Annotated in this window: 15 protein-coding genes and 2 rRNA genes; all 17 read left to right on the top strand. The window is 39.1% G+C overall.

Going from position 1 to position 10,624, the window contains the following annotated elements; translation table 11 throughout:
• Positions 1–163: ribosomal RNA gene (locus G413_RS0101580) — 23S ribosomal RNA — on the top strand; the annotation flags it as partial.
• A 54-nt stretch (positions 164–217) separates the two neighbouring features.
• Positions 218–331 (top strand): 5S ribosomal RNA (gene rrf, locus G413_RS0101575).
• A 25-nt stretch (positions 332–356) separates the two neighbouring features.
• Positions 357–602, top strand: coding sequence for a hypothetical protein (locus G413_RS11880; protein WP_081637586.1), 246 nt, complete (start codon positions 357–359; stop codon positions 600–602).
• A 105-nt stretch (positions 603–707) separates the two neighbouring features.
• The gene (locus G413_RS0101565; protein ID WP_022789200.1) at positions 708–1,565 is read left to right on the top strand and encodes a YitT family protein; all 858 of its coding nucleotides are present in this window, start codon (positions 708–710) and stop codon (positions 1,563–1,565) included.
• 82 nt (positions 1,566–1,647) lie between these two features.
• Positions 1,648–2,376 carry an ABC transporter permease gene (locus G413_RS0101560; RefSeq protein ID WP_022789199.1) on the top strand — a complete coding sequence of 243 codons (729 nt, stop codon included), beginning with the start codon at positions 1,648–1,650 and terminating at the stop codon, positions 2,374–2,376.
• 13 nt (positions 2,377–2,389) lie between these two features.
• Positions 2,390–3,331 (top strand): glycosyltransferase family 2 protein, encoded by a 942-nt coding sequence (locus G413_RS0101555; RefSeq protein ID WP_022789198.1) that lies wholly within the window; start codon positions 2,390–2,392, stop codon positions 3,329–3,331.
• Positions 3,322–3,810, top strand: coding sequence for a GNAT family N-acetyltransferase (locus tag G413_RS0101550; RefSeq protein WP_022789197.1), 489 nt, complete (start codon positions 3,322–3,324; stop codon positions 3,808–3,810). The genes G413_RS0101555 and G413_RS0101550 overlap by 10 nt, the downstream gene beginning before the upstream one ends.
• Positions 3,811–3,825: 15 nt before the next feature.
• Positions 3,826–5,247, top strand: a complete 1,422-nt coding sequence (gene ffh / locus G413_RS0101545) for a signal recognition particle protein (RefSeq protein WP_022789196.1) — start codon at positions 3,826–3,828, stop codon at positions 5,245–5,247.
• Positions 5,248–5,324: 77 nt separating this feature from the next.
• Positions 5,325–5,597 (top strand): 30S ribosomal protein S16, encoded by a 273-nt coding sequence (gene rpsP / locus G413_RS0101540; RefSeq protein WP_022789195.1) that lies wholly within the window; start codon positions 5,325–5,327, stop codon positions 5,595–5,597.
• Positions 5,597–5,845 (top strand): KH domain-containing protein, encoded by a 249-nt coding sequence (locus G413_RS0101535; protein WP_022789194.1) that lies wholly within the window; start codon positions 5,597–5,599, stop codon positions 5,843–5,845. Before rpsP ends, G413_RS0101535 begins: the two co-directional genes overlap by 1 nt.
• A 38-nt stretch (positions 5,846–5,883) precedes the next feature.
• On the top strand, positions 5,884–6,372 hold the full coding sequence (gene rimM, locus G413_RS0101530) for a ribosome maturation factor RimM (RefSeq protein WP_022789193.1): 489 nt from the start codon (positions 5,884–5,886) through the stop codon (positions 6,370–6,372).
• Positions 6,369–7,100, top strand: a complete 732-nt coding sequence (gene trmD, locus G413_RS0101525) for a tRNA (guanosine(37)-N1)-methyltransferase TrmD (protein WP_022789192.1) — start codon at positions 6,369–6,371, stop codon at positions 7,098–7,100. Before rimM ends, trmD begins: the two co-directional genes overlap by 4 nt.
• Before the next feature lie 91 nt (positions 7,101–7,191).
• On the top strand, positions 7,192–7,539 hold the full coding sequence (gene rplS / locus G413_RS0101515; protein WP_022789190.1) for a 50S ribosomal protein L19: 348 nt from the start codon (positions 7,192–7,194) through the stop codon (positions 7,537–7,539).
• A gap of 80 nt (positions 7,540–7,619) precedes the next feature.
• Positions 7,620–8,315, top strand: coding sequence for a signal peptidase I (gene lepB / locus G413_RS0101510; protein WP_022789189.1), 696 nt, complete (start codon positions 7,620–7,622; stop codon positions 8,313–8,315).
• Positions 8,316–8,320: 5 nt separating this feature from the next.
• Positions 8,321–9,175: a ribosome biogenesis GTPase YlqF gene (gene ylqF / locus G413_RS0101505; RefSeq protein ID WP_022789188.1), complete on the top strand. Its 855-nt coding sequence runs from the start codon at positions 8,321–8,323 to the stop codon at positions 9,173–9,175.
• Positions 9,168–9,776 carry a ribonuclease HII gene (locus G413_RS0101500; RefSeq protein WP_022789187.1) on the top strand — a complete coding sequence of 203 codons (609 nt, stop codon included), beginning with the start codon at positions 9,168–9,170 and terminating at the stop codon, positions 9,774–9,776. Before ylqF ends, G413_RS0101500 begins: the two co-directional genes overlap by 8 nt.
• Positions 9,777–9,830: 54 nt before the next feature.
• Positions 9,831–10,571 carry a DNA-processing protein DprA gene (gene dprA / locus G413_RS0101495; protein ID WP_022789186.1) on the top strand — a complete coding sequence of 247 codons (741 nt, stop codon included), beginning with the start codon at positions 9,831–9,833 and terminating at the stop codon, positions 10,569–10,571.
• The last annotated feature ends 53 nt before the right edge of the window (positions 10,572–10,624 follow it).

Here is a 10,624-nt window from a genome sequence, read left to right as displayed (position 1 = left end):
AGGATAAGCGCTGAAAGCATCTAAGCACGAAACCTACTCCAAGATGAGATCTCCCATTCGCAAGAAGTAAGACCCCTTAAAGACGATAAGGTAGATAGGCCGGAGATGGAAGTGTAGCGATACACGGAGTTGACCGGTACTAATCGGTCGAGGACTTAATCAGAGATGTCTTGAGCATGTTGTTTAGTTTTGAGGGAGCGATCCTTCAAAAGAATGATCCGGTGACGATAGCGAAGTGGAACCACCTGAACTCATACCGAACTCAGAAGTTAAGCACTTCAGCGGCGACAATAGTTGGGCCTGCCCCTGCCAAGATAGCACGTTGCCGGGTCTTTTTTTTATATACGGATATTATTATGGATCAATTTGAAAAGGAGCAGCTTGCGATTTCAATCTGCCGAAATTATAAAGATAAGATATTTATATATAAGGGAGCCGTTAAAGATTGGATCAATCAGATCGGCTCTTTTTCCATTGTTTATGATGAAAATTGTTGCGGAGCGACACAAAATGTTCTTTTTTGTTTTACAGGCCAGGATGCTTCCATTCTGTTAACGGCTGAAGCATTCTTAGATTTTTTTGATCAATGTGAACCAAAATAACATATTTTATTTTCAGTTTTTTTCAAAATATATTCATTTTTTTCTGCTGTTGTTCCATCTATTTCATTGTTATAATAGCCAAGGTAATGATGGGGGAATTTAGAAATGAAAAGTGAGACAGTAAGAGAATTTTCTTTGATAACCTTTGCGATGTTTATTATATCGATTTCTATTTATTTCTTTTTGATACCCAGTGGTATTGTTGTAGGAAGTATTTCAGGTTTGGCTATGGTATTAAATCAATTGCTACCTTTATCTATCTCTTTATTGACTTTGATTTTAAACATGGGGCTTTTAGTGATCGGTTTTTTGTTTATTGGAAAAGAATTTGGTGCCAAAACAGTATATACATCAATATTATTACCTGTTTTTTTAGCCATATTTGAAATTCTGTTTCCTTTAAGTGAATCAATTACTGGGAATAACGTATATGACTTGATCACTTATACATTGATCATCGCGTTTGGTCAGGCTATTTTGTTTAATGTGAATGCATCCAGTGGAGGATTGGACATTGTAGGAAAGATCGTCAGCAAATATACACATATGGAAATTGGTAAAGCTTTGACGCTTTCTGGCTTTATTACTTCTATGACCTCGATTCTTGTTTATGATGTCGGGACGCTTGTGGTCAGTTTGATTGGAACCTATGCCAACGGACAAGCTATTGATTACTTTATTGACGGATTTCATAAAAAGAAAAAAATCTGTATTCTATCTGAAGAATATCCGGTTATACAAGATTACATCATGAATTCGATGAATCGTGGGGTGACTCTATATAAAGCTGTAGGTGGTTTTAAAAAAGAGGAACGTGTAGAATTGGTAACGATCATGACGAGCAATGAATATAAAAAGCTGCTGGATTATCTGCATAAAAGCAATTTTCAAGCTTTCGTGACCGTTTCTACAGTCAATGAAGTCATCGGTACATGGAACATCAATAAACGAAAACTGAGATAAGCACATTGCGTGCTTTTTTTCTTTTGGTATAATCAAGAAGACTATATATAAAATATTTACAGGATTGAAAGAAAGGATACGTATGAAGATTAGACAATGGCTTATTTTGTTGTCAGGAATTCTCATTATCTGGTCGTTGGCCTCACTGGGAATTGATAATTCCATTATCTTGCCGACACCGTATGAGGTTTTGACACAAATGACAGAGCAAATGCAGGATATAAAATTATATGAATCATTAGCCATGACTTTTTTTCGTGTACTTTTTTCGGTACTTATTTCTTCGGTTATTGCGTTTTTCCTGGCTTTTCTTTCTAATCGTTTTAAAACCTTTGCTCAATATTTTGAGCCGATCCTTTTATTTCTAAGAAGTATTCCCAATGTAACTTTTGTGATCTTATTGTTGTTTTGGGTGAGTCGGGAGATCAGCATTTATATTGTTTCCTTTCTACTTTTGTTTCCAATCTTCTATCAAAATCTTTTTGAAGCAATTCAAGATATAAGCCAATCCTGGAAAGATATCTTTCAAATCTATCCACAAAGCTGGTTCAAAAAGATGCAAATGGTATATTTGCCACTGCTTCGTCCTGCCATGGCTTCCAGCTGGATTACTTGTTCATCGCTTGGTTTTAAAGTGGTTGTTATGGCGGAAATCATGACATCGGTTTCCCTGGGAATTGGGGCAAATATGCAATACGATCGATTGAATGTGAATTTAGCCGGGGTAATGGCCTGGACAATTTGGCTATTGATTTGTGTATGTATTTTTAATAAACTATTAAAGAAAGTTTTAGAAAGGCTTTTTGGGTAAGGGGGCAGTTTACATGATCAGTATTTTGGTACCTGTATATAATGTAGAAAACTACTTATCTCAATGTCTGGATTCTATACTTGCACAAACTTATAAAGATATTGAAATTGTGATGGTCAATGACGGATCGACCGATCATTCCAAATATATCGCATCCTCTTATGCGAACCGCTATTCATTTATTCATCTGTATAACTATGAGAATGCAGGAATCTCAACAACACGCAATCGTCTATTGCGTCATGCGCAGGGAGAATACGTATTCTTTGTAGATAGTGATGATTATATCGCACCACAAACTTTACAGGCGATGATGAACCATATGGAGGCTTATAACTGTGATATCGTATGTTGTGGTTATACGATGGACTATCGTTTTGGGGCTTTATATCGTAAGGTGGAGACAAAGAAAGTCATGACAAAACAACAGGCTTTGCATTCGCTTGCGGAAAATAAAGGGATGAACAATTATCCATGGGGCAAGCTTTATAAGAAAAAATGCTTTTCCAATGTCAGCTTTCCAGAGTTTATGCGCGGTTTTGAGGATACATATACTGTTTTTAAAGCCTTGTGCAATGCCGGTACGATAGGCTGTATATCCAAACGATATTATCATTATGTTCAGCACCAGGGTTCATTGACTCATCATATGAACCTGGAAACGGCATACGATATGCGTAAAGCGTATGAATATCAGGAAAGTTGTCTGCGACGCTGGTATCCGGAAGAAGACTTCCACTTTGATGTTCATCTAGTCAACAGTGATTTTGTGATCTTATATACGATTTTTGCGTATTATACTAAAAAAGATGATCCACAATTTGTGCCCGCTGTGATCAACTGGAAGAAAGTCAATCCTTTTGTGCATGTGGCTTATGAACTGTGCCGGGGAATTTGTTCCTTACGATTTGGTTGGGCTAAGACAAAGACACAGGAGTTTAACAAATGGCTGTAAGAGAAGCGACGATAAAAGATATAGATGTGCTCATGGAGATTTATGAAACGGCTAGACGTTTCATGATTGAAAATGGAAATCCGACCCAGTGGCCACAAGGATATCCCAGTAAAAAAATTCTTTTGAAGGATATGGCCACAAAACAACTTTATGTGTATGAGCAAAGTGGAGAAATAGAAGGAGCTTTTGTGTTCTTTATTGGGGAAGATCCCAGCTATGCCAAAATTGATGGGAAATGGTTGAATGATGAGCCTTATGGTGTGATTCATCGGATCGCATCACGGCAAAGGGTGCCTCATGTGGGACAATCGATTTTGAATTATTGTTTTACCAAGATTAAGAACCTTCGAATAGATACGCATGAGGATAATATCCCTATGCAGAATATGTTAAAGAAAAACGGCTTTGTGTATGTAGGAGAAATCGAACTGCTTTCTATTCATGAAAGTCGTATGGCCTTTCAGGCTGTAAAAGAATAAGATGGAGTGGGAAAAATGGCTTTTGAATCTTTAAGTGAACGCCTTGGAAAGGCACTAAAAAATATAACAGGACAGGGGAAACTGACAGAATCCAATATGAACGACATGTTGAAGGAAGTGCGCATGTCTTTATTGGAAGCGGATGTCAACTACAATGTTGTTAAAGAATTTATTGAAAATGTAAAACAGAAAGCATTGGGACAGGAAGTCATCGATTCGGTCAATCCGGGGCAGATGGTCGTTAAGATCGTTCATGATGAAATTCAGGAATTACTGGGAAGTGCCGATGCTCGATTAAATTTGAAAAAAAGTGGTGTATCGACCTTGATGATGGTCGGTCTGCAGGGTACTGGTAAAACAACAGCCAGTGCCAAAATTGCTCGTTTCTGTAAAGAGAAGCTGAAAAAACGAGTGTTATTGGTTGCCTGTGACGTAGTTCGTCCGGCAGCTATCGAACAGTTGGAGACATTGGGGAAATCAATCGATGTTGAAGTCTTCAGCTTAGGAACCCAAGTCAGTGCTGTCGAAACAGCTCGCCAGGCGATGGGCTATGCATATGATCGACAAAAAGATCTTGTGATCTTTGATACGGCCGGTCGTTTACACGTAGATGAAGAGCTGATGCAGGAGCTTTCTCAAATGAAGGCACTTGTACAGCCGGATGATATCTTATTGACAGTGGATGCGATGACCGGTCAGGATATCGTAACTGTTGCCAGAGAATTTAACGAGCAGCTTTCTATCACAGGTTTGGTTGTGACCAAAATGGATGGCGATGCCCGTGGTGGTGGTCTTCTTTCCGTTCGCAGCATTACTAATGTTCCGGTTCTATTTGTATCCAATGGAGAAAAGGTAGAGGATTTAGAGGAATTCCATCCAGATCGTATGGCAGATCGTATCCTGGGCATGGGAGATATCGTTACTTTAGTGGAACAGGCGCAGGAAAAGCTGGATATGGATATCCAACAAAAAACGGCCAATCGTATGGCACAGGGAATCTTCACATTCAATGATATGTTGGATCAATTTGGTCAGATGCAGAAAATGGGATCGATGCAGAACATGTTAAAGATGATTCCGGGATTAGGCAAAATGGTCAAACAGTTGGATGATGAAAAAATGAATGATTCCATGAAAAAATCGCAGGCAATCATTCAGTCTATGACACCATATGAACGAGAAAATCCGTCTTGTTTAAAGGCCAGCCGAAAGAATCGTATTGCCAAGGGTGCCGGTGTTAAGGTTATGGAGGTCAATCGATTGATCTCGCAGCTGGAGCAAATGCAGATGATGACAAAAATGATGTCCGGTGGCGGGGGCATGCCTAACTTGTCAGCTCTCCAAAACATGCAGCGCGGCGGTGGTATGCAGGGAGCCAGTAAACATGCCGGTAGCAAGAAACAGAAGAAAAGCAAAAAGAAGAAAAAGAAAAAATAAGTGTCAAGTAAAAATGCTTGACACTTTTATTTTGCTGTGGTACATTTATCAGGCAAAAGAAAAGGAAGGTATTTGAAATGGTTAAATTACGTTTAAAAAGAATGGGTAAAAAGGGTCGTCCTTTCTACCGTATCGTAGCTGCAGATTCAAGAAGTCCTCGTGATGGACGTATCATTGAAGAAATTGGTACATACAATCCAATCGCTTCTGAAAATCAGGTGACAGTCAACAAAGAATTAGCTATGAAATGGTTACAGAACGGTGCTAAACCTAGCGATACAGTTCGTTCAATTCTTTCTAAAGAAGGCATTATGAAAGAATTCCACGAAACAAAAATGGTTAAGAAGTAATGACAGATCTGGAAAAGACATTGATGGATCTTTGTCTTCCTTTAGTGGATGACAAACAGGCACTGTCTGTCAAAACAATGACCAGCACCAATGATAACGAAGTCTTGTTGTATGTATATGCCAACAGTGAAGATGTAGCGCGTTTGATTGGTCGCAAAGGTATGATGGCCAGCAGCCTTCGTCAAATGATGTCGATTGCGGCGCGCGATATCAAAAAAAGAATTTCTGTGAAATTCGAAGCATACTAGGATGTGAAAACATCCTAATTTTTTTAAGGGTGAAATAGATGATCAAAGTAGGAAGAATTATCAATACACATGGGTTAAAAGGCGAATGTAAGATTTATCTGGTAACAGATGATGTAAAAGATCGTTTTGCCAAGGGAAGAATCCTGCACCTATCGGATGGAAGAAAGTTGACCGTTTCTTCCTTTCGTATGCAAAAGGGATTTGGTTATGCAAAATTTGAAGAGATCAAGGACATCAATGATGCCGAAAAATTGAAAACACTCGATCTTTTGATTCCCAAAGAAGATTTGCCTCCATTGGAAAAAGGAACTTATTATTATCATGAATTGATGGATTGTACCGTATATGATGATAAAGGCAATGAATGTGGAATTGTCAGTGATATTTTAGAAACCGGCAAACATATCGTCTTGCGTATTTCCAAAAATCAGAATTCATTTTTGCTTCCTTTTGTGCCGGCATTTATTTTAGAAGTCGATCCAAAGACGAAAAAGATCATCTTTAAGGACATGGAGGGGCTTCGATGAAAATAACGGTCTTGACTTTATTTCCTGATTATTTTCGTTCTTTGTTGGAAACAAGCATTATCAAAAGAGCCAGAGACAAGGAACTTTTCGAGTTTGAATGTATTGATTTTCGTACTTTTACGAAAGAAAAACATGGTCATGTCGATGACACCCCTTATGGCGGAGGCGCCGGCATGGTGTTGATGTGTCAGCCGATTTTGGATGCTTTGGCCAGTGTACGAACCCCAAAAAGCACGGTGATTCTTTTAACACCACAGGGAAAGACTTTCTCTCAATCGGTTGCCAAAGAGCTGTCTTTACAAGAGCATTTGATCTTTATCTGCGGACATTATGAAGGTTTTGATGAACGTATTCGTGATTATGTCGATGTTCAGTTGTCTTTAGGTGATTTTATTCTTACGGGAGGGGAACCGGCCTGCATGGTCATGTGTGATGCGATTTTACGCTTGCTGCCGGGTACTATTCGTCAAGATAGCTGGGAAGATGATTCCTTTTCCGATGGCTTATTGGAATATCCGCAATATACACGTCCGGAGGTCTATGAAGGAAAAAGAGTTCCGGAAGTTTTACTAAGCGGTCATCATGCGAATATTAAAAAATGGCGTCATCAGATGGCTTTAAAAAATACATGGAAGCATCGTCCGGATCTTTTAAAGGAAAAAGAGCTTTCAAAAGAAGATCAGGAGTTTCTTTTAAATCTTCTTGAAAACAAAGAGGAAGTATGCTAGTATTTTATAGCATTATTGCACGGTTTTGTTCCGCTGACACTTTACGTGTGAATGAACAAGGATACCGTATGGAAGAAAAGGAGGAAATAAGATGAACTTAAATTTAGTCAATGAAATTACAAAATCACAGTTAAAAAGTGATATTCCTTCATTCCGCTCTGGAAGTACTGTTCGCGTACACGTACGTATCAAAGAGGGTGACAAAAGCCGTATTCAGGTTTTTGAAGGAGTTGTTATCGAACGCGTTGGTGGAGGAATCGCAGAAACTTTCACTGTACGTAAGATGTCTAATGGTGTTGGAGTAGAACGTAAATTCCCTTTACATTCACCAATCATCGATAAGATCGAAGTCGTTCGTAACGGTAAGGTTCGTCGTAACAAATTGCATTATTTGCGTGGACGTTCTGGTAAGGCGGCTCGTCTTAAAGAAGTACGCTAAGAAAAGTGCCGAGAAATCGGCATTTTTTATTTGGGGGCTTTAGTGTATAATACCTGTATGTAACGAAAAGGGGTTTCAGAATGAGAAAAGCAAGTAAACGTGAAAAAAAAGCGATTTATCGATATAACGAAGAGGATGAAAGAACACTTTTAGAAGATATATTAGGGTTTGTCAAAGTTTTTGCGATCACCGCTATTGTTATTTTAGTTTTTATGAATTTTATTGCACATCCGATCAAAGTGAATGGAAAAAGCATGGATCCTACTTTGGAGGATGGTGAATTTGGTTTTACCAGTCTAGCTAGCGTCTGGCTGAATCAGATCAATCGATATGATATCGTTGTGGTCACTACTCAGCAGGATATAACTGATTCACAAACCGGCGAAACGACCAATGAAACGATTCAGATCGTTAAGCGTGTGATCGGAATGCCGGGAGATACAGTATCTTGTATTGATGATGAAATCTATATCAACGGGGCAAAGCTGGATGAAGACTATATCGATCCGGATTATATCAAAGAATGTCGTGAAAAATATGGTTATTTCAACCAGATCGAGCAGATTTCGACTGATGATGAAGGAAGAACGGTTGTGGATTATGTCGATTTTCCGGAAGTGACTTTGGGAGAAGATGAATATTTTGTCATGGGAGATAACCGTCCGGTTTCAAAAGATTCTCGTGACAGTGCTATCGGTGTTATTCAGCGTAACCAAATCTATGGTGTAGGCGTCTTAGTTCTTTATCCATTTGATGAACTGGGATTGAAAGGATAGAGTGTATGTCGAATCAAAATCCGATTCAATGGTTTCCCGGTCATATGACCAAGGCCAAACGGCAAATGGAAGAGAATTTGAAGAAGGTTGATTTTGTGATTGAAATTCGGGATGCCCGTATTCCCGATTCCAGCAAGAATCCGATGTTGGATGAACTGATTCAAAATAAACCACGTCTGATCCTTCTGTCAAAAAAAGATAAAGCGGATCCGATTGCTACCAAAGAGTGGATTCAAAAACTACAGTCTCAGGGGCATCAGGTCTTATCCCTGGATTTGATCAAAGATTCGTATTTTAAAGCTTTGGTACAGGCAGCGCAGACGACTTGTCAAAAACTTATTGATAAACAAAAAAGACGAGGTATTCGTCCCAGAGCTTTGCGCGCCATGGTTTGCGGAATTCCCAATGTAGGGAAAAGTACCTTTATCAATACGATGGCCAAGCGAAAAGCGGCGCAGACGGCCGATCGTCCGGGTGTGACAAAATCCCTGCAGTGGATCAAATTAGGGCAGTCTCTGGAATTATTAGATACGCCGGGCGTATTATGGCCAAAGTTTGAAGATCCTAATACCGGTATGCGTCTTGCGATTTTAGGGTCGGTTCGAGATGAAGTAGTCAATATGCAGGAACTTGCTATTTATGCCTGTCGATGGCTACAGGAAACAAAACCGGGTCTTTTGGCAAAGCTGTATCAGATCGAAGAACAAAAGGATCCTTGGCAGACCTTGGAAAAGATTGCCTTAAAACGAGGGTATCTTCAAAAAGGAAGCATTGATGAAAATCGTCTTGTTCGCTCTTTTATTAAAGATATCCGTGAAGATAAATTAGGTCCTTTGACTTGGGAGTTCCCTCATGATTGAACAACCTTTGGAAAAGGAACTTTGGCGAACCTATGATTCTATCGTAGGTATTGATGAGGCAGGAAGAGGACCTATTGCCGGTCCACTAGTCGTTGCCGGCTGTGTTTTTGAAAAAGGATATTGGCATCCGGATATTGATGATTCTAAAAAGCTGACTGAAAAAAAGCGGGAACAGCTTTTTCAGGTAATTCAAGAAGATGCCTTATGGTTTTCGATAGTGGTCATTTCTGAAAAAGAAATCGATCAAAAAAATATTTATAAAGCTACTCAAGATGCGATGCTTACGATTGCGCAAAGTGCTGATTGTGCTTACTGTTTGACGGATGCGATGAAGTTACCGGGTTATTTAAAACCATATGAAGCCATTATAAAAGGAGACTCTAAATCAGTATCGATTGCGGCTGCCAGCATTCTAGCCAAAGTCACCAGAGATCATATCATGATGGAACTGGATCAGAAATATCCCGAATATGGATTTAAGAAACATAAGGGATATCCGACCAAAGCACACTTGGAGGCTTTAGAAAAATATGGTGTATTGCCATGTCATCGAAAATCGTATGGGCCGGTCAAAGAAAAATTGGAAATAAAGCTATTTTGATAGAAAAATTAAAATTTTTTCTATCTTTTTTATTTTTTTATCGTATTAAATAGTATGAAGAAAAATTTAAGAGATGCGATTTTATGGTATGCCATTCAAAATGATGGCGATTGGAAACAAATTGCTCATTGCCTGCAGGTAAAAGCACCTTATAAAAAAGTAGAGTATGCGTATCCCTTTGTCACTAGGGCCGATAAGGAATATCCAAGATGCTTCTTACAGCTGCGTTATCCACCCTGGATCCTTTTTTATCAGGGAAAGCTTTCATATTTATCGCAAAAATGTGTGGGGATCATCGGTGCCAGAGATTGCACGGATCAAGCTTTAAAAAATACCAGAGAAGTGGTGAATGTTCTGAAGAAAAAGTATGTGATCGTCTCAGGGCTTGCCAAAGGAATTGATGCGATGGCCCATAAGAGTGCTTTTGATCAAAGAACGATTGGAATCATTGGCTGTGGAATCGATCGTATTTATCCCAAAGAAAATCAGGATTTATATCAGATCATGGCCAATCAACATTTGATTCTTAGTGAATATCCTATGCAGACAGCGCCAAAGGCTCATCATTTTCCCTGGAGAAATCGTTTGATTGCGGCTTGTTCTTCATCTATCGTCGTTATTCAGGCGCGATGTAAAAGTGGAACCATGCATACAGTCAATGAATGTTTGGAGCTTTCCAAGCCAGTCTATTGTTTGCCCAGTGCCTATGAAGATAAAGTCTATCAGGGATGCAATGTCTTGATTCAAAACGGAGCATTGAGTATCGTACAGGAACAAGACTTGTATGAAATATAATTGACAAAACACTTTTTTTATTGTTTGATATCTAACGAACCATAGGAGGATAG

This window comes from Faecalicoccus pleomorphus DSM 20574 (genome assembly GCF_000420345.1).
Lineage (GTDB): Bacteria > Bacillota_I > Bacilli_A > Erysipelotrichales > Erysipelotrichaceae > Faecalicoccus > Faecalicoccus pleomorphus.
Note: the sequence above shows the minus strand (reverse complement) of the source record. Positions and strands in the feature narration are given on the sequence as shown.

What these genes read in the sequence shown, in the direction of transcription:
- G413_RS11880 (WP_081637586.1), top strand. Translation starts at nt 357, where the DNA reads ATGGATCAATTTGAAAAGGAGCAGCTTGCGATTTCAATCTGCCGAAAT.
- G413_RS0101565 (WP_022789200.1), top strand. Translation starts at nt 708, where the DNA reads ATGAAAAGTGAGACAGTAAGAGAATTTTCTTTGATAACCTTTGCGATG.
- G413_RS0101560 (WP_022789199.1), top strand. Translation starts at nt 1,648, where the DNA reads ATGAAGATTAGACAATGGCTTATTTTGTTGTCAGGAATTCTCATTATC.
- G413_RS0101555 (WP_022789198.1), top strand. Translation starts at nt 2,390, where the DNA reads ATGATCAGTATTTTGGTACCTGTATATAATGTAGAAAACTACTTATCT.
- G413_RS0101550 (WP_022789197.1), top strand. Translation starts at nt 3,322, where the DNA reads ATGGCTGTAAGAGAAGCGACGATAAAAGATATAGATGTGCTCATGGAG.
- ffh (WP_022789196.1), top strand. Translation starts at nt 3,826, where the DNA reads ATGGCTTTTGAATCTTTAAGTGAACGCCTTGGAAAGGCACTAAAAAAT.
- rpsP (WP_022789195.1), top strand. Translation starts at nt 5,325, where the DNA reads ATGGTTAAATTACGTTTAAAAAGAATGGGTAAAAAGGGTCGTCCTTTC.
- G413_RS0101535 (WP_022789194.1), top strand. Translation starts at nt 5,597, where the DNA reads ATGACAGATCTGGAAAAGACATTGATGGATCTTTGTCTTCCTTTAGTG.
- rimM (WP_022789193.1), top strand. Translation starts at nt 5,884, where the DNA reads ATGATCAAAGTAGGAAGAATTATCAATACACATGGGTTAAAAGGCGAA.
- trmD (WP_022789192.1), top strand. Translation starts at nt 6,369, where the DNA reads ATGAAAATAACGGTCTTGACTTTATTTCCTGATTATTTTCGTTCTTTG.
- rplS (WP_022789190.1), top strand. Translation starts at nt 7,192, where the DNA reads ATGAACTTAAATTTAGTCAATGAAATTACAAAATCACAGTTAAAAAGT.
- lepB (WP_022789189.1), top strand. Translation starts at nt 7,620, where the DNA reads ATGAGAAAAGCAAGTAAACGTGAAAAAAAAGCGATTTATCGATATAAC.
- ylqF (WP_022789188.1), top strand. Translation starts at nt 8,321, where the DNA reads ATGTCGAATCAAAATCCGATTCAATGGTTTCCCGGTCATATGACCAAG.
- G413_RS0101500 (WP_022789187.1), top strand. Translation starts at nt 9,168, where the DNA reads ATGATTGAACAACCTTTGGAAAAGGAACTTTGGCGAACCTATGATTCT.
- dprA (WP_022789186.1), top strand. Translation starts at nt 9,831, where the DNA reads ATGAAGAAAAATTTAAGAGATGCGATTTTATGGTATGCCATTCAAAAT.